The 21,703-nt window shown below is 46.6% G+C and carries 21 protein-coding genes; 11 read left to right on the forward strand and 10 right to left on the reverse strand.

From position 1 onward, the window contains the following. Window positions 1-3 precede the first annotated feature (3 nt). The 3 genes from SSED_RS03450 to SSED_RS03460 all read right to left on the reverse strand — a co-directional run bounded on the left by SSED_RS03450 (window position 4) and on the right by SSED_RS03460 (window position 2,767). Entirely contained in the window at window positions 4-1,182 is a 1,179-nt protein-coding gene (locus tag SSED_RS03450) for an NAD/NADP-dependent octopine/nopaline dehydrogenase family protein (RefSeq protein ID WP_012141019.1), read from the reverse strand. A gap of 349 nt (window positions 1,183-1,531) precedes the next feature. Beyond that, the gene (locus SSED_RS03455) at window positions 1,532-2,227 is read right to left on the reverse strand and encodes an NAD-dependent epimerase/dehydratase family protein (RefSeq protein WP_041421525.1); all 696 of its coding nucleotides are present in this window, start codon (window positions 2,225-2,227) and stop codon (window positions 1,532-1,534) included. Window positions 2,228-2,515: 288 nt separating this feature from the next. After that, window positions 2,516-2,767 carry a DUF2999 family protein gene (locus SSED_RS03460; RefSeq protein WP_012141021.1) on the reverse strand — a complete coding sequence of 84 codons (252 nt, stop codon included), beginning with the start codon at window positions 2,765-2,767 and terminating at the stop codon, window positions 2,516-2,518. Between the two features lie 230 nt (window positions 2,768-2,997). On the opposite strand from SSED_RS03460, the gene SSED_RS03465 reads away from it, so the two are divergent. Next, a complete protein-coding gene (locus SSED_RS03465; RefSeq protein WP_012141022.1) occupies window positions 2,998-3,381 on the forward strand; it encodes a hypothetical protein in 384 nt (127 codons plus the stop codon). Between the two features lie 156 nt (window positions 3,382-3,537). On the opposite strand, the gene SSED_RS03470 is transcribed toward SSED_RS03465, so the two are convergent. Continuing rightward, on the reverse strand, window positions 3,538-4,092 hold the full coding sequence (locus tag SSED_RS03470; RefSeq protein ID WP_012141023.1) for a DUF2799 domain-containing protein: 555 nt from the start codon (window positions 4,090-4,092) through the stop codon (window positions 3,538-3,540). Window positions 4,093-4,402: 310 nt separating this feature from the next. After that, window positions 4,403-4,528: a hypothetical protein gene (locus SSED_RS25055; RefSeq protein WP_263053381.1), complete on the reverse strand. Its 126-nt coding sequence runs from the start codon at window positions 4,526-4,528 to the stop codon at window positions 4,403-4,405. Between the two features lie 416 nt (window positions 4,529-4,944). Between SSED_RS25055 and SSED_RS03475 the strand changes: the two genes are divergently transcribed. After that, window positions 4,945-6,033 carry a cysteine synthase A gene (locus SSED_RS03475; RefSeq protein WP_012141024.1) on the forward strand — a complete coding sequence of 363 codons (1,089 nt, stop codon included), beginning with the start codon at window positions 4,945-4,947 and terminating at the stop codon, window positions 6,031-6,033. Window positions 6,034-6,103: 70 nt separating this feature from the next. Here SSED_RS03475 and SSED_RS03480 read toward each other — a convergent pair whose 3' ends face one another. After that, complete coding sequence (locus tag SSED_RS03480; RefSeq protein ID WP_012141025.1) at window positions 6,104-6,988, reverse strand: LysR family transcriptional regulator; 885 nt, start codon at window positions 6,986-6,988, stop codon at window positions 6,104-6,106. 135 nt (window positions 6,989-7,123) lie between these two features. Between SSED_RS03480 and SSED_RS03485 the strand changes: the two genes are divergently transcribed. Next, window positions 7,124-7,648: a lactoylglutathione lyase family protein gene (locus tag SSED_RS03485; protein ID WP_012141026.1), complete on the forward strand. Its 525-nt coding sequence runs from the start codon at window positions 7,124-7,126 to the stop codon at window positions 7,646-7,648. 71 nt (window positions 7,649-7,719) lie between these two features. On the opposite strand, the gene nhaD is transcribed toward SSED_RS03485, so the two are convergent. Then, entirely contained in the window at window positions 7,720-9,198 is a 1,479-nt protein-coding gene (gene nhaD / locus SSED_RS03490; RefSeq protein ID WP_012141027.1) for a sodium:proton antiporter NhaD, read from the reverse strand. A 322-nt stretch (window positions 9,199-9,520) separates the two neighbouring features. Between nhaD and SSED_RS03495 the strand changes: the two genes are divergently transcribed. Continuing rightward, window positions 9,521-10,012, forward strand: a complete 492-nt coding sequence (locus tag SSED_RS03495; protein ID WP_012141028.1) for a peptidylprolyl isomerase — start codon at window positions 9,521-9,523, stop codon at window positions 10,010-10,012. Between the two features lie 114 nt (window positions 10,013-10,126). On the opposite strand, the gene SSED_RS03500 is transcribed toward SSED_RS03495, so the two are convergent. Together SSED_RS03500 and SSED_RS03505 are read right to left on the reverse strand one after the other, a co-directional pair. Then, on the reverse strand, window positions 10,127-10,996 hold the full coding sequence (locus tag SSED_RS03500; protein ID WP_041421950.1) for a phospholipase A: 870 nt from the start codon (window positions 10,994-10,996) through the stop codon (window positions 10,127-10,129). A 300-nt stretch (window positions 10,997-11,296) separates the two neighbouring features. Continuing rightward, the gene (locus SSED_RS03505) at window positions 11,297-12,196 is read right to left on the reverse strand and encodes a DMT family transporter (RefSeq protein WP_012141030.1); all 900 of its coding nucleotides are present in this window, start codon (window positions 12,194-12,196) and stop codon (window positions 11,297-11,299) included. A gap of 223 nt (window positions 12,197-12,419) precedes the next feature. Here SSED_RS03505 and SSED_RS03510 point away from each other — a divergent pair, with 223 nt between their 5' ends. From SSED_RS03510 to SSED_RS03535, 6 genes are all read left to right on the forward strand, one after another. Further along, window positions 12,420-12,923, forward strand: a complete 504-nt coding sequence (locus SSED_RS03510; protein ID WP_012141031.1) for a MarR family winged helix-turn-helix transcriptional regulator — start codon at window positions 12,420-12,422, stop codon at window positions 12,921-12,923. Window positions 12,924-13,086: 163 nt separating this feature from the next. Beyond that, entirely contained in the window at window positions 13,087-13,482 is a 396-nt protein-coding gene (locus SSED_RS03515) for a response regulator (RefSeq protein ID WP_012141032.1), read from the forward strand. A 158-nt stretch (window positions 13,483-13,640) separates the two neighbouring features. Further along, window positions 13,641-14,705 (forward strand): FUSC family protein, encoded by a 1,065-nt coding sequence (locus SSED_RS03520; protein ID WP_012141033.1) that lies wholly within the window; start codon window positions 13,641-13,643, stop codon window positions 14,703-14,705. Window positions 14,706-14,905: 200 nt separating this feature from the next. Further along, complete coding sequence (locus tag SSED_RS03525; protein WP_012141034.1) at window positions 14,906-15,367, forward strand: Hsp20/alpha crystallin family protein; 462 nt, start codon at window positions 14,906-14,908, stop codon at window positions 15,365-15,367. A 677-nt stretch (window positions 15,368-16,044) separates the two neighbouring features. After that, window positions 16,045-17,256, forward strand: a complete 1,212-nt coding sequence (locus SSED_RS03530) for an NnrS family protein (RefSeq protein WP_012141035.1) — start codon at window positions 16,045-16,047, stop codon at window positions 17,254-17,256. Between the two features lie 71 nt (window positions 17,257-17,327). Continuing rightward, window positions 17,328-18,722 carry an ammonia-forming cytochrome c nitrite reductase subunit c552 gene (locus SSED_RS03535; RefSeq protein ID WP_012141036.1) on the forward strand — a complete coding sequence of 465 codons (1,395 nt, stop codon included), beginning with the start codon at window positions 17,328-17,330 and terminating at the stop codon, window positions 18,720-18,722. A 191-nt stretch (window positions 18,723-18,913) separates the two neighbouring features. On the opposite strand, the gene SSED_RS03540 is transcribed toward SSED_RS03535, so the two are convergent. After that, window positions 18,914-20,083 (reverse strand): MFS transporter, encoded by a 1,170-nt coding sequence (locus SSED_RS03540; protein ID WP_012141037.1) that lies wholly within the window; start codon window positions 20,081-20,083, stop codon window positions 18,914-18,916. Window positions 20,084-20,941: 858 nt separating this feature from the next. Here SSED_RS03540 and SSED_RS03545 point away from each other — a divergent pair. After that, complete coding sequence (locus SSED_RS03545; RefSeq protein WP_012141038.1) at window positions 20,942-21,700, forward strand: response regulator transcription factor; 759 nt, start codon at window positions 20,942-20,944, stop codon at window positions 21,698-21,700. Window positions 21,701-21,703 lie beyond the last annotated feature (3 nt).

Raw genomic sequence — 21,703 nt, forward strand, 5'->3', positions numbered from 1 at the left:
TACTCACACGACCGCTGCTAAAGTGGTCGTTCCCGACTTTTCTATTTCTACAAAATGCAATAACTCCTCCCTTGTTAGTTCATCTAACCCTAACGAAGCTAACGTTCTGCCCTCTTCATAAAAATCTCTTTCTAAAATACCGCCACACATTTCGATCAAACGATTACACTCAGGCATGTTAATACCTAACTTTTCGCCTAATGAGGATAATAAAACCAGCCCCATAGGAACATCTTCAGTTACGTATCTATTATCGAAACTATAAGGGCCTGGAGGTGATGAGATTTTATAGCTTTCAAAAACTTCTCTGGGATCTTGATTAAGATCTTCTTCATTTCTGAATAAACAAGCTTCCAGATAAGGAATGGGTTCACATCCCAGAGCATTTAACACCGCCATCTTTTCAGCGTCTAATTTATCTATCATTAGCCATGCCATGTCAGTTGAAAGCGCATCTCTGTACATATATGGCACTTCATCAGGGTGATGCTTTGCACAATACTCAAGCATCGGATACATAACATACTGCCCGATAGTGTGAACAATGATATTGGGATTGTGTAGTGCAGATTCGAATATATTTTTTCGAACTTTGCTCTTTTCAATGTTGTAGGCAGGGAACAAGCGGGATGCAAGGGCCATTCCTTCATCCGTTCTGGTGGCGGGGAAAAATGACAGCGAATTTCTGGCATTTTTAAATAGGACTTTCACTGTGCCAGGTTCAACCACTCTTGCGTCATTAGGGGTAGATTCCCCTTCGGCAAATATTGGATTATTATCGCAACATTTATTATAGAAGATACTGCCTGCATACCCTGGAACTAGGATAACTAATTGATCATCAGTGAAGTATTTCGCGATTCTTTCGGCTAAAGCCGGATGGTATGTGGTTTGAATAAAAATCATTATTACATCGGTTCCCTCGATCGCTTCTTTAGGGTCTCGCGTAATCAATTCTAATGGTTGAAAGGTTTTTTCGGCATCATCAGCACTATCTGTAAAATGCCCTTTTCTTGTGTTATCGATGCAATATATTCCCCTGTTTTTGACCATAGCTTCAAAATGGTCATCATGAGTAATACGGTTCGAAGTCTTCAATAGTCTTACTTTATGTCCTGCCTCAGCAGCCATAAACGCACAAGCAGAACCAGCATTACCAGCCCCAATTATGGTGATTTTCATTTTTTCTCCCTTTAAATATTTTGGTTCTTATTCAAAATGTTCTGAAAAACAATCCCTTGAAAATGTGAAAATGTGAAAATGTGGAGATGTGGAGATGTGGAGATGTGGAGATGTGGAGATGTGGAGATGTGGAGATGTGGAGATGTGGAGATGTGGAGATGTGGAGATGCTCCTAAGAGGGAATCGCCTAAAGCGTTATTAGAAGCTGAATATGATTCCAGTCACTCTAGGCTGCAATCAAAAGTAGTAAATTCGTTGGCGTGTGTTTTTTGAGCATATTATAGCTTGGAACAATGCGGTCGTCACAAAATAGTAACAAACGGTAGGGTTAACTTAATACTCTTTGATATTAATCAAATAGTTCGTCCAGTCGGTAATATTGAGGCTTACTATTTACTGTGCTTCTTTCTACTGGATTGCTACCTTCAGAGGAAGGGGCTTGTATCGCGATTTTGCACATCTTAGTGGCGACTTGTTTGCCTGTGATGGGGCGATATCTTTGAAGTCCCGGTAGCTTGCACAGGAGTGGCAGCAAGGCGCTTGCGAGTTTTTCGCCGAGGCGGAAGTCTTGTCGATCGCCTAATAACAGTGAGGGTTGAATGATGCTGGTTTGGGGGAAGTTGAGGGCGGTGATCTTTGCTTCCAGCTCACCTTTCATCTTCAGGTAGGCGCTACTGCTGTCAGGGTTTGCTGCGCTGGATGAGACCAGCAGGTAGTGGCTTACGCCATTGTTTAAGGCGAGTTTGGCGGCGATGTATTGATAGTCTAGATCGACAAGGCGTTGCCGTTCGATGGAGCCGGCGAGTTTCAATGTGGTGCCTAGGCAGGAGCAGAGAATATCTGCCTTAAAGGTGCTGGCATACTCTTCTAATCGTTCAAAGTTAACCACGTGATTAGTGACTTTAGCTGATGCACACTTGTTGCTATCAATCGGCCTGCGGGTGATGGCGATAATCTCGTCTATCTGAGGTGCCAGACTTAGCTGTTCGAGCAGTTCACGGCCTACTACGCCAGTTGCGCCCAGTACTATTGCTGTTTGTCCCATCGTCTGTTCCATCGCTGCTTTCAGTTTTTAGTCATTTTTATCATACGCCTTTATCACCAGAGTGTTTACCCTCTTATTACCCAAGCCAGTTGTGTTGTGAACCTGTGTTAACGCGGCAGTGACCTTTGACGGCATAAAGAGGTTTCATATGATGAGACTTCTCGATCAAGAGATTGAGTGACTAGAGGATGTTAGGATAGGTTAACTCGAATTTGGGGCAGCTTTTGCCCCAAATTCAGCTGATTCAAACAAGCTCATCTATATCAGCTTGTTTATATAAGCATGGGCTTATTGCTGTAGCTGAGCCTTGGCAGCTTCAACTTTTGAAAAATCTAAGCCCAGTTCTTCAACGGCTTCCTTTATCAAGGCGGGGTTTTGCATGACCAGCGCCATTAGCTGTTGCAGCTTTTCAGGAGGAATGCCTAACTGGCCGATTGTGCCCATCGCCATCAAGGGGTTTTCGGTCAGAGTCTGAAACAGCTCATTAATTTGTGTGTCACTGACATTGTGTTCTTTTAAGATCGCAAGAATTGGATTCACTGCACTACCTTGTATGATTTTGAAGTTAAACAGGCGGTGATTCTATCACACATACAAAAAATTGAGGTCGGATAGGGGAGTGCCATTCTTTCCTTCATTCGTCTTGAATTAGTTTGCCAAAAAAACTCTGGGTAGATCACTTTCTTATACCGATTGGTAGTAAGTAGTCGATTTTATGGGGGGATATCGGCTATGATTTTTGGGTCTGCTACTCTCAACAGGTGATAAGAATGAGTGATCAATTCATATGCTGGCATTGCGGTAATGTGCTGGAGGAGGTGATTTTGCCTATGTCCCGGCGCGAGGGTTGTGGGGCTTGCGGCGCGGATCAACACGTGTGCAAAATGTGCGTCTTTTTCAATGACTCAGGCAGAGGCGACTGCAGGGAGGAGCGGGCCGAGTGGGTATCGGATCGCGAGCGGGCCAATTTTTGTGATTACTTTAAACTCTCCGAAGGTGGTACCGATACCTATGCTCCAGGTGCCAATGAGCAGGCTCTGGCCGAGTTAGCCGAACTGTTTGGCGATACGCCCCCGAGTGAACCTGATGAGAAAGAGAAAGAGATGACCCCAGCCGAGATTGCCGAGAAACAGCTACGGGATCTACTGGGCTAATGAGATACAACAAAGGGGCTGCTTGTATTTACTATTACGAAAGGTAAGAGGGGAAAAGTGGGGCAGAGTAAATTACTAATCTATAGGCAATACTCGGCCCCGTTATTGCCGGTTTTATGTCAGACTGTATTCCTGATTTAATTCAATAGAATAAATTTAAAAAAGAAGCTGGATGGGGAGGATATCGGCGGCGCCTATGCGCAGCAGCATCAATTCCTTTTCCAGATCATGCCTTTCGTTCTTAAGGCTTTTTTTATCCTCTTTATTACTCGCCACATCCTGTTTGGCATGGATCTTCTTATTGACCTGGGTAAGTTCACGCTCGATATCTTTGAGCCGGGATTGAATTCTGGCGATCTTATTTTTGATCTCAAATTGACGATGGCCTTCGTTGTAACGTTTAACGAATTCGTTATTAGCACAGACCCCGTTGTAGTAAGAACCCTGCAAGCCTAGTTTGTAACCATTTTCTGGCTGACAGTAGTTCTCAAGTCCCGCCCGGTAACCGGCAGTCCACTGCTCGGTATTCACGCCCAGACCAAATTCGCGACAGTCCTCTATGTATCCATTTAGAGTTGAAGATGCCGATCCGCTGTTTCCGTCGGTCATGCCTAAGGAGTACCAGTCGGAATGTTTACATTGTTCCAGGTTTAAACTTGTACATTGAGTCAGACTCAAGGCCGCTATCGCAGCAAATATTTTAAATTTCATCACATCTCCCCATAGAGTTGAAGGCGAGCAATCTATCAAAGATAGAAAGCTTAAGTCTGATGTTTCTTAAAATATTTACAATTGCATCCATTTGCGGTGCCAATCTGGATAAACTCTTTAATAAGTATGATGTTATGTTTGGCTTTTGTGTGGTAGTGGTTTTGTTTTTGTTTTGTTATGGTGTCATTCTTGTGGCGTGTGGTAAGGGGCTTTTGTGCGGGGCTTGCTTGTATTTCGTGTTAGTTTTAGTACTGTTTTTTAGTGTTGCATCTCGTATTGGCTTTTGCGGAGCTGCTGTTTTCCCCTCTCGCTATGTTTCCTTAGCTTGGTGAGATCTGTAGTTGAAATACCAGATATCACCGATGGCGATGCTTAGGGCAACCCATAAGAAGCTGTCGATAGATTGAGAGGTAAAGGCGATGAATATGATCATCATGGGCAGGTTGGCCTGTAAGTCCCGTGTATCAGTACGGCATGGGGCAAGAAAACGGTCAGCAGCCTGACCTAAGCTTACCTTGTAGATTACGCTCGAACAGAAGGTGCCACATATGGCGTATAGGGTTAAAAAAGTTAATCATTACTGGTACAAGTAAGAGCATTGTCTTGGGTACAGTAGTGGAAATCTAAATAGTTAAGTTGCTGCTCGGGGAGCTTATTCTCTTTAATATACTCATAGAGCATCTGTGTGCTCAGTCGACCCATCTCAAACGGTCGCTGGCCGATATTGACCGTCGATAGACCTGACGCAAGTGCGTCTAATTGAATCTGTTCGGTATCGGCCGAGATACAGCTTGCTTTAACGGCATCTCTGCCTAGTATTTAAGTTATTGTAGGCAAAGGATTCATCAGGTTATGAAATCTTCTCCACATTCTCAAGAGCGACCTCTCACACTCTCGCCTGTTTTGGGAAATGTCACCCAGCTTATCGGAAACACAGACCTGCTGCGTATCAACAGTATTTCAGATCTGACTGGCTGTGAAATATTATTGAAGTGCGAACAACAGAATCCGGGCGGTTCGATTAAAGATCGAGCTGCACTGCAGATGGTTCAGGATGCGATTTTCAGCGGCAAACTTAAGCCGGGTATGACCATAGTCGAGGGGACTGCGGGGAATACCGGTATAGGGCTGGCGTTGGTGGCTAAGGCGCTCAGGTTTAAGATGCTGGTGGTCATGCCCAGGGGCCAGGCCCCTGAAAAAGAGCAGATGATTAACCTGTATGGTGCAGAGCTGTTGCTGGTTGACGCCTGTCCCTTCGCAAACCCCAATCACTTTTATCACACAGCGAAACGCATTGCCGAGGGAAACGATAACTACTGGTGGGCCGATCAGTTTGAAAATACCAGTAACAGTAAGGCGCATTATGAGCACACCGGACCGGAGATCTGGCAGCAGACTCAGGGAGAAATAGATGCATTAGTCTCAGTGGCCGGGACCGGAGGTACCATTGCCGGAAACTCACGTTACCTGTCTGAAATGCATCATGGATTGAAAACCTGGCTGGTGGACCCCGATGGCTCGGGGATCTACGCCTACCTTAAAACCGGCCAGTATGTGTCCAGCGGCAGCTCCTTTACCGAAGGGATAGGCATCATGCGCAGCGTCGAAAACTTCCGTCAGGCTAAGGTGGATAAGGCTATCACACTGCCAGACAGGGATCTTATCGCCATTGCACGTCACGTTAGGGAATGCGACGGTATTGCTTTAGGCAGTAGCTCGGCGTTGAATGTCGCAGGTGCACTGTACGCCGCGGCAAAAATGGGGGCGGGGAAGACTATTGTGACGTTTTGCTGCGATCTAGCCGAACGCTCCTCCTCTAAACTCTATAATGAAGATTTTCTGGTTGAAAAAGGGTTCTCAGAATCCTGTGAGTCCATTGAGGAGATGTTTGAGCGTTATCAAAATGAACCTGCAGAAGCGGTCGTCGATGTTCATCGTTAATACCAATCGGCATAAGATAAAATTGCCAACCCGAAGAGACGGCATCTCAGAATAGGCCACCCAGATAGGGCTAGATAATGCTGCGCAGCAGTTGGCTCACTGTTTGATAGCGGGAAGGTAAATTTCGGTTACGTTTCTGCACCAGATAAAGGGTCTCTTTCACCTGCTTGGCCGTGTGAGCAATATAGAGCTTGTCTCTGAGAGGGAAGTTTTTGACCGCACTTTCGGGCAGCACGGTAAAGCCGAGTCCTTTCGCAACGGGAAGCAGTATCTGGTTAACCTGATTGATGTAGCCGGACTTAGGCACTTCATCTTGGCTCATCTTGGCTAACGCCTTCTCTCCGCAGTGTTCGAAGTAAAGCGACAGGTAATGTTTTGCATCCGGATGATCGATTAATCCACACTCGATGAGTCGCTCCGGGTCAATACCTCTATTTTCATATTGTTTGGGCAGGACTAAACATAGGGTCTCCTCACCTATGACTGTGCTTCGATATAGGCCACTCTCAGGAGTGTGGGTCACTATGCCTAAGTCGATTTTACCGGATTGCAGATCATGCAAAATTTTCTGATTAGGTGCGGCTTCCAGCTGAACGCTTAATTCGGGGTGTTGTAGCTGAAGTGAAAGTAGTGCCGGATACAGCTGCAAGGCCTGAGAGCCTGAACAGGAGAGCTTACATTGTCCCGCATAGGGGTTGTCGAAGCCGAGTGTCTCTATCAGATTAGCTTCATCTTCGGCTATCTTAAGTGCATACCCATAAACCAATCTTCCCTGCTCAGTGAGCTCAAAACTCTTCTTCTCTCGCTTGATTAGTGAGTGACCACAGGCTTTTTCCAGTTTTTGTATCTGTTGGCTGACACCGGGCTGTGTCATGTGAAGCTTCTCTGCCGTTCGCGTGAAGTGGCCAAGGTCAATTAAGGTTTTGAAGGTATTGAGCCAGAGTGGATTCAGCATAAAGGGTTCGCTCATTATAATAATTTTTAATTATCATAATGAGAATAATTGATAATTTCAAATATATGTTTTCGGAACGTATTCTTACTTCATCGAAAGGGATTACCTTTCCAACCATTATGAATCGAGGTATCAATGTCAATGTTAACGCCGCAATCAAGTCCCTATCCAAGAACCTTCTCTCATATCGGTATCTCGGTGCCGGATCTTGAGGCTGCCGTTAAGTTTTATACCCAGGTTCTGGGTTGGTATCTGATTATGGAGCCAACTGAAGTTATTGAAGATGACAGCGCCATCGGCGAGATGTGCACCGATGTATTTGGCGCCGGCTGGGAGCGCTTTCGTATTGCGCACCTGTCGACGGGTGATCGTATTGGGGTCGAGCTATTCGAGTTTAAAAATCAGGAAAACCCGGAAGATAACTTCGAGTACTGGAAGACGGGGATTTTTCACTTCTGTGTTCAGGATCCTAATGTCGAAGAGTTAGCTGAAAAAATTGTGGCAGCAGGAGGGAAGAAACGTATGAAGGCGCCACGATACTACTATCCGGGGGAGAAACCATATCGCATGATCTATATGGAAGACCCGTTTGGCAATATCCTCGAGATCTACAGCCATAGCTACGAGTTACATTACTCAAGTGGTGCGTATAACGACTAAGTTAGCCAGTATTAACTATGTCTGTGAATCCCGCAATCCTGAAGTTTGCGGGATCTCTTGTCAAAGCTAGATTAAAACAGGGATGCATTGAGCCAGAGGTGCACCAGAATACTGGCCGCGTAACCCAGTGCGATAACCGGAGTCCATTTAAGATGCGCCGCGAAGGTGTAGACGCCGTGAGCTTGTCCCATCAGGGCCACACCGGCCGCGCTGCCAATCGAGAGCAGGCTACCTCCAACCCCGGCGGTTAAGGTGACCAGCAGCCACTGGCCTAACCCCATATCCGGATTCATGGTCAGCACGGCAAACATCACCGGTATGTTATCTACTATGGCCGACAGGACGCCGATGGCGATGTTAGCGTAGGTGACATCCCAATGGGTATACATGGCCTCGGACACTAGGCTCAGATAGCCCATAAAGCCAAGACCACCGACACAAAGAACCACACCGTAGAAGAATAGTAGGGTGTCCCATTCGGCTCTGGCGATGCGGGTGAACACATCGAAAGGAACCACATGTCCCAGATAGGTAAGACGTTTCTCATCCTGGGCTCTCTCGGCTAGTTTTCGCTTTTTTGCCACCGATTTATCGAAGGTCATACGCAGGAAGAAACCGAAAAATTGCAGGAAACCGAGTCCCGTCATCATGCCCAGCACCGGAGGCAGTCCCAGGAAGGTATGGGTGCACACCGCGGTTGCTATGGTGAGTAAAAACAGAGCGACGATCCGTTTAGCCCCGCGTTTCATGATCACTTTTTCTTCTTGCACCTTTTGGGTGCGATTAACAACGAACAGGCTCATTATGATCGCAGGAACAATGTAGTTCACCAGTGATGGGATAAACAGGTCTATAAACTGTGAAAATTGAACGACCCCTTTTTGCCACACCATCAAGGTGGTGATATCGCCGAAGGGGCTAAACGCGCCTCCGGCGTTGGCGGCGATGACAATATTGATGCAGGCTAAGGAGATAAACTTGTGGTTGATACCGCCGACCTTCATGACAACGGCGCACATAAGCAGGGCCGTGGTCAGGTTATCGGCGATGGGAGAGATAAAAAACGACATAAAGCCCGTTAGCCAAAACACAGTTCTAAGGCTAAAACCGCGCCCGATCATCCAGGCTCTCAGAGCATCAAAGAGTTGGCGCTCCTCCATGGCATTGATGTAGGTCATGGCAACCAACAGGAAGAGAAACAGCTCTGCATAGTCCAGCAGGTTATGTTTAAAGGCGGCCTCTGATAGCTCTGACATGCCATTTTGTACATAGATAAATCCGATAATGCCCCAGATAAGCCCGGCTGCGACAAGTACAGGCTTAGACTTACGCAGATGAATAACCTCCTCTCCCATGACCAGCAGATAAGAGAAGACAAAAATAAACAGCGCGAGATAACCCGCTGTTGTGGCAGTTAAGTCTAATAACTGCCCTGAACTTCCCGATGTGCTGGCAAATACCGATGGGGAAAACAGGACAGCTAGAAAAAGGAGGAACTTAGCTAACTGTGAGGCTGCTACACTGCCTCTGAAAGGCCGGATTGATTTCATTAACTCTTCTCTATGCCAGATAAGAGACCAAAATTACCACATCGGCCCCCTATAAAATGTTGATGTTCCTCAAGGTTTACCGTATTAACGTTACCTTAATCACGAACCGGTATCAATTTGTCGTGTTTTGAATTTCAGAGCGCTTACATCCCAGTAACGCTTCAGGGGGAATTTAGTTGCGCGTAAATAAAGAGTTTATCATTCTGGTGGTGATACAGGCTTAAAGTCGCTACAGTTTGGCACTATCTCCAGTACCAAAACTCCAGTACCTAAAATGAGCCCATATCATGAGCTCAATGTTTAACGAAAAACGGTAATTAATATGATTATTTTTACAACCAACATCGGCGATATCACTATAGAGCTCGATGTCGACAACGCCCCGGTCAGTGCAAAAAACTTCCTGAGATACTGTCAGGATGGATTCTATGAAGGCACGATTTTTCATCGCGTGATCAAGGGCTTTATGGTGCAAGGGGGTGGCCTGACTGCCGATATGGATGAGAAGCCGACTCGCGCCGCTATCGTTAACGAGGCTAACAGAGGCTTGAAGAATGTCGTGGGTTCCATCGCCATGGCGCGCACCGATGCCCCGCACTCGGCCACCGGGCAATTTTTTATAAACTTAGCCAACAACAGTTTCCTTGACCATACCGCGACCACCAATGCGGGTTGGGGTTATGCCGTATTTGGCAAGGTCACCGCCGGTATGGATGTCATCAAAAAGATAGAGAAAGCCAAAACCACCAGTGTCGCGGGTCACGACGATGTGCCACGAGAGCCAATTGTTATTGAGAGGGTTACCGTGATTTAGCGGGCTTGATGGCTAAAGGTATGTAAGTCGGTTTGTTGGTTGTATTTAATGAGCTGAATAACCGGGACATCATGCAAACCATGATGTCCCGGTTGTAGTTTCTAAGGCAATGTTCTAGAGGATGTCGTTAATCGAGACACCTATGCCGATGCGCTGGGTGTGGGCGTTGTAATCGATAAGGCTCTCACCGTAACCATTGAAGTATTGGGTATAGAGTCTCAAGTTACCCATTATCGGATAGCTCCAGGTCAGCTCTACCGCTCCGTAGTTAGGCGACGACAGGTTATTGCGCAACATCATGGTAAACCTGTGTTCGTCCAGCCCATAGACGCCTGAGAGTTCGAAGTTACCCATATAGTCTTCTATATCCGGATTATCGTCGCCGCGGGGATCCTCCGGATACTCCTTCTCATCTTCCGGGATACGCCACCAAACTTTGCCTGCTAGAGCGAAGGGGCCTCCGTCGAATATCATGGTGCCATAGATGCGGTTCCAGCTGCGGGAACGACTTGGAGTTTGGCCATTAGACTGATGCACGGCGCCGACGCCCCAGAATGAGTTGGTCATGCCGGCGATCTCCCAATCGTTATTGAACAACATGAATATCTCGGGTTCATGGTTGGTTTCACGAAAGGGTGAGGAGATATCTTTGTTATAGACCTGCCAGTAAGATTGGTTGGTGTAGGCCACAAACAGGTGTCCGTTGTCACCGAAGACGTTGTACATCAAGGGAAACTTAAAGCTTATCTGAAACTTGGCCTCGACGTTGTCGATTACTGGCTCTATCTCTTGCTGCTCAGCCTCCGGGAGAAAGGGCTCGATATTCGGGTTGTCGTTATAGGAGGCAAACAGAATATAGTTCACCTTATGGGGTGTGATAACGAAGGGAAGTTCCGAGGTTAAAAGTTCATCTTTCAACCTGCTTTCTACCAGGGAGTCCTCGGCGTGCACCGTTAGGCTGGTGATGGCCAAGAAAACTAACATGATGCAGCTGCGGTATATCGTCATTATTTTAATCCAACATCTGAGTAACTGTGCGTATGTTCTGTGTTTGTTCGTCACAAGTCAGCTTCATTTTCTATAAAAACAAAGCTTAATTTCAACTTTTTAAAAACAAAGGCGGATTATACCCTGTTTAACTAATGTTGACAGTTAGTAAGATTGGAACTCAGAGTTTCAGAAATATCAACGTTTGAGGGGGGATGTGGTGAAGGTTGGGAAGCGGAGCTTAAATTTGCCAGCCCTCCATAGATATGGGGGCTGGAGAGTCATCCCGTTTTTAACTCAGGAGCTCTTAACTGCGACGGAGTGAGGCTTTCTATTTCTGATTAGTTGAATGATCTGTGGCAATAGTGAGGTCAATATCATGCCAGCCATAAGCAGATACTGATGGGGGCTGAAGGACTCATTGAGTAACACCATGCCTGAGACTATGCCTGCGATCGGGTTGGCGATGCCACCGAAGGTAAAGTCGACAACCGTCATTCTCTGCAGCAGCCAAACATACATGATGTAACCCAATACCGTATTGAGAAGGGTTATCCACAACAGGCCTGCGCCATTGGCCGAACTAAAGCCTTGTACAGCTTCCAGATATGTACCGGGTGAAAACAGGGCATGAACCGCGGCCGCAATGGCCAGCAGGGTACCCCCTATGATCAGTTGCCAGGTCAAAATACTCCACCAGTGGATGCGATCGGCCAGAGACTTGGTAATAGAGCTGCCGATGACAATACATAGAATGGCGGCGAGTAAAGCCATTAATCCAACTGGGCTTAAACTGATAGAGCCCGGGTCGAATAGCAGCCAGGCCAGTACAATTAATACTAAGCCGAAGAAAGCTTGTATCGCATTAGGGCGGCGCTTATTGACGGCCCAGTGATAGAGCATGGCGAAGACGGGTACAGAGATCATACCTACACCGGAGATGGCGGATGGCAGAGTTAACGCCATCACAAAGATTAAGCTGAAAAACGCCGCGATATTGATTAGTCCGAGCCTGAAGAGTACTCCCCATTCTGATCGCTTGGGCATGCTTGGCTTGATGGCCAGAAGCAGTAGCCCAGCGGGCAAGGCTCTTAACGCACCGAGCAACAGTGGCGGCCAATCGGGGAGGGTATATTGAGTCACCGCATAGGTGGTTCCCCAGAAAAATGCGGGGATCATGGCCAGTAGTATATTCATGCTCTGAGTCTCAATAGCGGGGGCTGAAAATAAGTATCTTTACGTTAAGATATTTAATTAGTGTGCGCCTATGCTTTGGCTTTGTAAAGTATCTTTATGTCAAGATTCTTTGTGTTAAGTTATATTTTGATTGAGCGAGTATTCGAACAAAGAGATGGCGGGATGGCATAGATAGAGTCGTCGCACTGTTAGAGAGTCGGAGTCATTGTGATTGAGTGAGTATATGAATAAAGAGATAGATGGAATAGATAGAGTCGTCGCTCAGTGGGGCAAGGAGAAACCAGAGCTGGATACTCTGCCGATGGAGTTGATAGGCAGACTGATGCGTATAGGTAAGCACCTTGAAACGCAAATTGCGGTATTCCATAAGCGTTACGGTCTGACGCTGGGCGAATTTGATGTGTTAGCGACGCTGAGACGGGCGGGTGGAGATCACTGCTTAACTCCATCTGAGTTAATTGCCACCATGATGCTGACGTCCGGTGCCATGACAAACCGTCTGGATCGCCTCGAAAGTAAGGGGCAGATTGTCAGAGTGCACAGCCAGAAGGACAGGCGAAGCGTGTCGGTGGCTTTAACCGGACAAGGGTTGGCGCTTATCGATGAACTGATAGTAGAGCATGTGAACATTCAGCAAGGGTTGATGGCATCGCTTGGTGATGCCGATAAACCTCTGCTCAACGGACTGTTGAAAATCTGGTTGGCTGAGTTCGAGTCACAGGGGTAAAGCGGCAAGCTATCACTAGGACGACTAGTGTTGTCTGGTGAAAATGAATCGTAAACAATGAGAGTTATAAAGAATCATATTGAGAGCAATAAGTAACCTTACTTCTTTCAGGAGTAGGTCGATTGATTCAATACTCATGTTTTGCGATTATTTGAGGTAGCCAGTGCGAATACTCATAGCCGATGACGATAAGGTATCGAGAAATATAAACAGAGACATTTTATCTCTGTCGGGTAGTGTCGATGCCGTCGTGAATGGTGCCGAAGCGGTACAGATATTCAAAACTGCGCTGCACGAAAACGATCCCTATGAGCTGATCTGCTTGGATATCTCGATGCCTTTCTTTGATGGCATGTACGCACTCGAGGAGATCAGAAGTCTGGAAAGAGCCAAGATGATCTCGCCCGAAAAATCGGTAAAAATCGTTATGGTGACATCAAGCAGTGATAGGCGCGATATTCTGAATGTCAGAGGCAAGTGTAATGGCTACCTGCTAAAACCTCTGTCCACAGGGTCGATGGAAAAATTGCTAAACCGCTTTAAAGAGTTGAAGCACTAGCTGAATTGCGTTGGATTATGTGACCTGGATACGAGTCTGTTTGGGTTATCAGGACTGAAGCTCTCAGTTTTATACTATTTCATAATCCGGGCTCTGCATTGGTTAAAATATCTGCAATAATTACATGTAGAAGTCAGTTTGTTCCCGGTTACCTTATCATGTCAGTTTTTTCTCCTGCTACACCCTTTGCCAATTATATCTATCGTCATTTTCGGGCCATTCATGCCTTGAAACTGGGGTTAGCACTACTTATTGCCGTCATTATCAATGCTTTTTGGGCTCAGCCTCACTTCGTCTGGAGCATGGTGACTATAGTGATAATTATGATGAGCTTGCCTCAGGTGGGTGGTGCGATCGAAAAATCGATGCAAAGAGCCGTGGGGACATGTATTGGCTCTGCCTATGGTGTCATGCTGGTGGTCAGTTTTCAGAATTACTGGTTACTTATGGGCTTGTTGATCCTTGGGGTCAGCTTGACCTGTTTTATCTCTGCCGGGCGATACAGCTATGCCTATCTGGTGGCGGGATTTACAATGATTATCGTGATTGGCGATGCAAATCACGATACCTTTGAGGCGCTATGGCGCACGGCCAATATTCTGCTGGGCTGTTTTATTGCCGTGCTGGTTTCTCTGTTTGTGTTTCCGATAAAGGCTAAACAGGATTGGCGCAGCCAGTTAGCTCACTCGACAAACATATTAGCCGTCATACTGGATAAGCACTTTACCGCCTCAATGAAAGAGCCATTCGATGCCAGGCCCGAGCTCGAGTCTGCAATGAAGGCGGTATTGACCCAGAAGAAGCTCTTCTTCTCTCTGGAGTGGGAGAGCAAGACACTTAAACAATATAAGTCAGTATTAACTCATCTGGTGAACAAGCAGATCCGGGTGATCACCCTGCTGGAGTTGCTGCTTCAGACCCGATGGACGGATGAAGATAGTGCCTCCTATGCAAAGGTTAACCAAGTCGCATTAATACTGCAGAGCAGCCTGTTGGAGCTCTCTGAGTTTCTTACCGGTCGGCGCACCGATTTCCCGGCACTGCCCGAAAAAATGGCGATAAACCTTCATCAAGAGCTATTGGCATCACTGGACAGGGATGAGCAGCAAGAGTTTTCGCTTACGGGATACAGCTGGCTTATCTATCAGTTAGCCAAAACCATAGAGTCTATCTATGCCGAGGTTGATGTTATCAGCCAGGCCTATGAAAGGAAGAGACGCTAACTCGCCTCTCAGGAGTGTTTGTGGCTGCAGACTTGATCTGCATCATCAGATTTTGATATTTGACTATGTCTACCTTTAGCTGAGCTAAACTTTATTCGAGATATCCGAGAGTGAGAGCGATCGGATTCTTGTGGTGAATTTTAATTGTTTTACTCAGGACGATGTTGAACTAATAGTTTAACTAACAGAAGGAGGTTGTTATGAAATCATTTTTCCCATCTATTTTTCACCGGGACGATCCCAGATCGGCTATGGACAATATCTTCAATGATTTTTCCAGAGAGTGGTTATCGAGTTGGCCTAATTCGAGGCTGGACAAGCACCATGTGATTCCTGCCATCGATGTGAAAGAGTACGGCGAATACTTTGAGATAAAGGCCGAGTTGCCGGATATGAATGAGAAAGATATAGAGGTCGATATCCAGGGCACCTATTTGAGTATCCGTGGCGAGAAAAAATATGAGCAGGAGAGCGATGAGAAAGGTTACCACCTGAGAGAGCGCTCATTTGGTACATTCCACCGACAGATCCCGCTCGGTTTCAATGTGGATGTCGAACTGGTCACTGCTAAATACGCGAAAGGTGTGTTATCCATTCATGTGCCAAAGCCAGTTGAGATGCAGCATGATGTAAAAAAGATAAAGGTGAAATTTGAAGAGTAGAGCTCGCACTCATCAATGGACCTAGCTGTAGGTTAGCGATGTTATACCGATTGGTATTAAGCCCGGCTCGATGGAAGGCTGTGAAATGAAGAGCTAAATATGGCGCCTGTGTGGCGCCTTTTTTGTATATGGCCGAAAAATGTTCCATACATTTTCGGTATTTACTCCATCTGCCCCGTAGGGCCTGTGATATTCCTGATATCACTCAGGCATTTCCCTCGTCCGTGTGGGTCAGATGGGAAATGTCTTTGAAGTGTAGGGAACACTTAAGACCATGGAGGTCAGATGTACTTATCCCTGAGCGCAGGGTGCCAGATGTTCCTGACATCTGTTGCACATTTCCACAGTCCTTTGCGGTCAGAGCGATGGAGGGGAGTTTTTGCCAAAAGATTCAGTCCGAGCAAACACTTTCAATAATGACGATTTTAAACTCTGGTTTAAGTTCTGGTTTCAATACTATTTTGCTTACAAAGAGGTATGTAAAATCAGCCGGATAGGTTATTTTTAATGTTCAGTTCACAGAATTTATATTCCCGGAGTTTATCAATTGTTATGGGGATAGTTCACCTATAAACTAAGGCAAATTACAAAGTGGCATTTAAGATGCTTGTTTTGACCTTTGTTTTGACCTTTGTTTTGCCACTTATGCAGATGATTGAGAGCAGGAGCCTGCCAGTATGATAAATATCGATGACCCCGCCGCAGTCGAGAAGACTCCGGCAATATGGAGATTAGGTTTTCGTCCCTTCTTTCTCGGTGGTGCCAGCATTGCGATGCTCTATATTCCGTTGTGGCTGGTGACCTGGTTTCTACCGCAATATAGCCTGTTTCAGAGTGAGTTTTGGGTCAAAGTCGTGCCGTTATGGTGGCATCCCCATGAGATGCTGTTCGGCTTCGCGTTAGCGATTGTGTGTGGCTTCCTGCTGACCTCGGTACAAACCTGGACCAATCAACCCGGTATGAAGGGCTGGCCGCTTGCCGTCACCTTCGGCTGCTGGTTGTCTGCCCGACTGTTACTGCTCGCCCCCTTTGAGATCCCCCTGTGGCTGCCGGCGCTGTTTGATTCACTGTTCCTCGCATTCACCGCGATTAAGCTGTGGCGCTGCATCTATAAAGTTAAGCAGTGGCACAATATCGGCTTTCCTATCATGCTGGCGGTTGCGTTAGGGATTAACCTTCTTAGCTATTACGCACTCAGCGAGCGTAATTTCACCTTAAGTAATCATATATGGCAGGCAATGCTATGGTGGTTAGGCCTGCTAATTACCATAGTCGGCGGACGCGTGATCCCCTTCTTTACTGCGATTAAGATTAAACAGACTAAGCCCACGCCAATAGCTGTCATTGAACGTTCTCTTATTGTTTTAATGGCGCTGCTGGTGGTGCAGGCGATTACTAAGATGATGCCTTCGGCGCTTGAGCAGGTATTATTAATTGCCGCCGGGGCACTTCACTTGGCTCGTTGGTTACGCTGGTTTCCCCATAAGACTCTGAAAGAGCCCATGTTGTGGTCTCTGCACTCGGCCTATATCTTCTTGCCGATAACTCTGTTCGCGCTGGCCTGGAACGTAAACGACCTCAATGCCTATCGTCACCTGTTGCATCTGTTTGCCATAGGCACACTCGCCGGGATCTGCCTCTCTATGATCTCCCGCGTGTCACTGGGGCATACCAGCCGCAATATCTATGAGGGGCCTAAGATGGCTATCGCCTTTATCTGCCTGCCAATTGCGGCAATATTCAGGGCTGTGATCCCGCTGTTTCTACCCGAACAGTCACAGCTATGGTTATGGTTGGCAGGATCTTTCTGGTCGGTGGCTTTCGGAATGTTCGTCTGGAATTATGCGACAATTCTATGTAGCCCCAGAGCCGATGGACGCCCGGGCTGATACCCATTAACTTGTTTTATGCCAGTCGATAAAGGCTGGCAATTTATCTGTTTTTTAATGTTGGATTTAAGATGATCTCTATACAAAGTAATAAAGTGAAGGCGCTATCGGTTCTGAGCCTGTGTCTCTCTGTCTTTGCCGTTAGCCTGCCGGCATCCGCAGGAGCAGTCGATGCCAAGCTCGATAATGCCATGCAGGAGCAGTTTCCTAATCAGTATAAGAGTTGGCTGGCTACATCTGAGCAGACGGAGCGACAAGATATGTTGGCAAGCTACCCGGCTGCCATTATTCTGTGGGCGGGTTCCTCTTTTGCTAAAGAGTACCATAGTCCTCGGGGTCATCACTTTGCCGTCGCCGATGTTACCCATACTCTGCGTACCGGAGTGGCGGTGGCAGAAGGAGAGAAAGGGCTGTCAGCCAGCTGCTGGACCTGTAAATCTCCGGATGTTCCTCGTTTAATCGGTGAGCTTGGTGTCGAAGGCTTTTCGGCAAAAAACTTTACCGATCTGGGCACCGAAATCCAGAGTGTGGTCTACTGCACCGATTGTCATGTTAAAGGCTCTGCCAAGCTGGCATTGCCACGTCCACATGCACAAGACGCCATGACTAAGGCTCATATACCGTTCGATAAACAAGATATCAACATGCAGGGGGCACAGGTCTGTGGTCAATGTCATGTGAGCTACTATTTTCAGCCAGAACGCAGTAACAAGGTCAATATTCCCTGGATCTTTGGCAACAATGCCGATGACATCGAGAAGTATTACGATACCAGACGCTTCTATGAGTGGATCCACCCTATCTCTAAAACGCCTATCCTCAAGGCGCGTCACCCTGAGTTTGAGCACTGGAGTCGAAGTGAACATGCCAAGCAGGGCGTAACTTGCATTACCTGTCATATGCCGGCTACCAGTGATGATAAGGGGAATCAATTTACCAGCCATAAAGTCAGTAAGGCGTTAGAGCATTACCCTCAAGCTTGTCAGGGCTGCCACGGGGATAAAGCGGCATTAATGCAGACGCTGGAAACGGGTAAACATGAGATAGAAGCTAAGGCCAGAGAGGTTGAAGGACTATTGGTTAAGGCGCATTATGAGGCGCAGGCGGCCTGGGATGCCGGTGCGACTTGGCCTATCATCAATGATGCCCTGATGGCTATCCGTCATTCACAATGGCGTTGGGATTTTGCCATGGCATCCCATGGATTATATGCCCATAACCCAAGTGAAGGCCGTGAGCTGTTAGATACCGCGATCGAGCAGGCCAAATATGCGCGCACGTCGCTGGCGGAGATCTTAAAAATGCTTGAGGTGAAAGAGGTTAATTATCCCGATATCAGCACCAAGGAGAGTGCCCAGAAGGCGGTTGGGATATCGCTCGATACCTTAACTGAACAGAAGAAAGCCTTTCTCAAGGAGGAGGTGGATAAGCACTGGTCTGAAGTGAGCCGCCACGGTTATGAGTAACATTTAACCTATAGTTCTTAGTAAGAACCTATATGGCCGAAGCGGTATTTCGCTTCGGCCAAGTATTTCAGAGTCGTTATCCGCAAGCCTATTGAATGACTAAATAGCTTCCCGGTGGGCTCAGGTAAGCGCTTGTTAATCAGTAGTATTCTCTTTTATCTGAGCACTGCTAATCTCTGATTATTGACCCATCACTGCGACAGTGGCCACTGTTCACTGTGCGTTTTCTGCATGCTTTTTATCAACATGTAGATGCAGGTTGTGATGAGGCAGCCTCCCAGGTAGAAGATGATGCCATCGGGAGAATCAGACAGATTCGCCGCGAACAGTGGTCCCAGTACCGAGCCCACACTATAGCTGAGCAGCATGATCTCCGTTGCTGAGACAATTTTTGCCACCGGCAGTGCATCACAGGCCAATGTGATTGCTATAGGGTATAAAGCAAAGCTACAGGCACCCAGAACAAGATAGCTGGTCGCAATTATCACAAAATTCTGCGCTTCCAGTACGCCAACTACACCTAGTGTACCGAATAGGCAGAACAGTGCCATCAACAGGCTCTTGCTGACCCGGCTAGACAGATGACTGACTAAAGGCTGAACCAGCATTCCGCCTAAAATGATGACCGCCATCAGCATACCTGTCTGATCGGCACTCTGTACCTGGCTGCTGATATACACAGGCATCAGGCCATATATCGGGCCAAGCAGTAATCCTGAGGCTAAGCACCCCAGAATAGCGGGACGGCTCATTCCTCTCAGTTCACAGAGCTTCACCTTCTGGTGCTGCTCACAGCTTGGCTGACCACGTTTTATCAACAGCGGCGGCAATATCGCCAGCATCAACAGAAAGATAACAGTGAGATAGGGCGCGATACCACTGATACCAATAGGAGCTATAGCCAGTTGCCCTAAGGCGCTGCCGCCGTAGAGTGATGTCATATATAAGCCCAAACGCTTAGCTCTCTGCTTGCTGCTATCGGCCATCAGTAACCAGGATTCGATCACCACGAATATTCCGGCAACGGCAAAGCCTGCAACGAACCTTGCTATTAACCACACCCCCGCATCGGGCACGAGCAACATGGCGATAATCGTCAGGATCAGTGTGCTAAGAAAGATGATCAGCGCGATTCTGTGCCCGGTTCTCGAAACCAGATTCTGGATGCTGGTTGCACCTATCAGTATGCCCAGATAGAAAATACTGGCCAGCCAGGGCACCAGAGACTCACTGAGTCCGAATGATGGTAATGAGAGTGGGATCAGACTCATTAAAAAACCAGAGGCAACAGCAAAAAATGACAGTCCTGATACAGGAACTAATGTGCTATTTTTTGACTGTTCAACGTTGGTAAAATTCACTTTTAACTCCTTAAGTGTTGTCTTTCTCTGCGCTTGGCTTGTTAGTGTGGTTGAACTTGGTAAAATCGGTGGTAATTGAATTTTGCGCGAATTTAAATCTCTTTGGTAAGGAAGTAAAGAGGTATTGCCAACTGGAAGGTTAATTATTGTTTAACCTTGTCTGGTTGTTGGTTGTTTCGTTATTTTTCAGTGATTTGATGTGTATACTGCTGTTTATTTTACTTTTTGTTTTGTCTTCTGAATTTTTAAATACCTCAACGTTAACGTGAATATTTTGAGTCTTCTTGTGTTTAGGTTGGAGTCTGGTTTATATTTTTAAATTGAATTATTTCGTCAATAAACTCAAGTTTAAGTGGTAAAACTGTGCTTTGACTCTGTATTTATGTGTTGGTGAGTAAAAGTGTGGTTTAGTGATTGGCTTTCTGACACGATTTTGCGCAACCGAATAGGGACTAATTAATCGAGGGAGCATCGCTAGGGGAGGTGTTGGTTATCTCTGGGACGTTGTTACTTTCAAATAATGGTTAGGCAAACGAATGGACCGAGCTTTGCTCTGTTTGCAGTCATAACGTTGGGTGTTTAAGGCAATGGAGAGATGAGTATAAAGTAAGGTACGTCAAAGTTGCGTCAAAACAGGAGGTGATAAATTTATATTTTGTGTTTTTGTTGTGTAGTTAGAAGATCCCCGTTAATAGCGTTTATCGGTTACAGCTATTTGAGTAAGGTTATGGTTACGAGTTTAACAAATTGTAACGCTGGTTTTAATTCTGGTTTGTAACCCTAGCTTGTAATAAGGGTTTGTAATTGGGCTTGAAAGTGGCCGCAGATAGTGATGATTGGGTGTGAGATGGTGGGGAAATGGAAAAATTAACACGCTTGTCGGGGCATGAGACTGCCAAAAGCAGCCCCCTGGCCGAAAGTATTCTCAATAATATAAAGCTTCCTATCGCCGAGCATGGTTTTGGAGGGTTCTGGTTTCAGGGAATCGCCAATAGCGCCTATCAAGACTATATGCAGAACAGCCGAAAGAGTCTGCTGACACGAAGAGTATTACGAAGTCGTGGTGGCGTGTTTGCTTCATCACCGACAGTTCAGCAGCTACACGAACAATACGTGACACGCGTCGCGCCTACAGATATTAACTTTGGCGAAGCCTTGCGGCTCGAGTCCCCCTATTGTTATGTTCTGTGCGAAAATGAAAAGCCGAATAAAGCGAAAAAGCTCTTCAATCGCCATGGGGTGAATACCGTCATGAGTTGGCCATTGAGACACTTTGCATCGGATGCCTGGGGCGGGCGATTTACCCTGCTATCTAAGCATCCACAGGGTGAAATAAATTTGATCGGTTTAGAGGCCACACTCAAACAAGCTCAGATGAGTCTGTTTGAACATTTTCATAATGAGATAAATCCTTATCGGCAAAATAACCTATTTAACCAAACGGCAATCAAGGCACTGAAAATGGCAGCGACGGGACTCCATAATTATGAGATCTCTCAGGAGCTTCATATTACCGTTCGCGGTGTGGAATACCATCTCGAGTCCATGAGAAATAAGTTGTCTGCCAGTAACAGGGCTAACTTGGTTCATATTGCACATCAACTGGAAATTATATAGCGC

The sequence above is a fragment of the Shewanella sediminis HAW-EB3 genome, assembly GCF_000018025.1.
GTDB lineage: Bacteria > Pseudomonadota > Gammaproteobacteria > Enterobacterales > Shewanellaceae > Shewanella > Shewanella sediminis.

What these genes read in the sequence shown, in the direction of transcription:
- SSED_RS03450 (WP_012141019.1), bottom strand. Translation starts at nt 1,182, where the DNA reads ATGAAAATCACCATAATTGGGGCTGGTAATGCTGGTTCTGCTTGTGCG.
- SSED_RS03455 (WP_041421525.1), bottom strand. Translation starts at nt 2,227, where the DNA reads ATGGGACAAACAGCAATAGTACTGGGCGCAACTGGCGTAGTAGGCCGT.
- SSED_RS03465 (WP_012141022.1), top strand. Translation starts at nt 2,998, where the DNA reads ATGAGTGATCAATTCATATGCTGGCATTGCGGTAATGTGCTGGAGGAG.
- SSED_RS03470 (WP_012141023.1), bottom strand. Translation starts at nt 4,092, where the DNA reads ATGAAATTTAAAATATTTGCTGCGATAGCGGCCTTGAGTCTGACTCAA.
- SSED_RS25055 (WP_263053381.1), bottom strand. Translation starts at nt 4,528, where the DNA reads ATGATGATCATATTCATCGCCTTTACCTCTCAATCTATCGACAGCTTC.
- SSED_RS03475 (WP_012141024.1), top strand. Translation starts at nt 4,945, where the DNA reads ATGAAATCTTCTCCACATTCTCAAGAGCGACCTCTCACACTCTCGCCT.
- SSED_RS03480 (WP_012141025.1), bottom strand. Translation starts at nt 6,988, where the DNA reads ATGCTGAATCCACTCTGGCTCAATACCTTCAAAACCTTAATTGACCTT.
- SSED_RS03485 (WP_012141026.1), top strand. Translation starts at nt 7,124, where the DNA reads ATGTCAATGTTAACGCCGCAATCAAGTCCCTATCCAAGAACCTTCTCT.
- nhaD (WP_012141027.1), bottom strand. Translation starts at nt 9,198, where the DNA reads ATGAAATCAATCCGGCCTTTCAGAGGCAGTGTAGCAGCCTCACAGTTA.
- SSED_RS03495 (WP_012141028.1), top strand. Translation starts at nt 9,521, where the DNA reads ATGATTATTTTTACAACCAACATCGGCGATATCACTATAGAGCTCGAT.
- SSED_RS03500 (WP_041421950.1), bottom strand. Translation starts at nt 10,996, where the DNA reads ATGTTAGTTTTCTTGGCCATCACCAGCCTAACGGTGCACGCCGAGGAC.
- SSED_RS03505 (WP_012141030.1), bottom strand. Translation starts at nt 12,196, where the DNA reads ATGAATATACTACTGGCCATGATCCCCGCATTTTTCTGGGGAACCACC.
- SSED_RS03510 (WP_012141031.1), top strand. Translation starts at nt 12,420, where the DNA reads ATGAATAAAGAGATAGATGGAATAGATAGAGTCGTCGCTCAGTGGGGC.
- SSED_RS03520 (WP_012141033.1), top strand. Translation starts at nt 13,641, where the DNA reads ATGTCAGTTTTTTCTCCTGCTACACCCTTTGCCAATTATATCTATCGT.
- SSED_RS03525 (WP_012141034.1), top strand. Translation starts at nt 14,906, where the DNA reads ATGAAATCATTTTTCCCATCTATTTTTCACCGGGACGATCCCAGATCG.
- SSED_RS03530 (WP_012141035.1), top strand. Translation starts at nt 16,045, where the DNA reads ATGATAAATATCGATGACCCCGCCGCAGTCGAGAAGACTCCGGCAATA.
- SSED_RS03535 (WP_012141036.1), top strand. Translation starts at nt 17,328, where the DNA reads ATGATCTCTATACAAAGTAATAAAGTGAAGGCGCTATCGGTTCTGAGC.
- SSED_RS03545 (WP_012141038.1), top strand. Translation starts at nt 20,942, where the DNA reads ATGGAAAAATTAACACGCTTGTCGGGGCATGAGACTGCCAAAAGCAGC.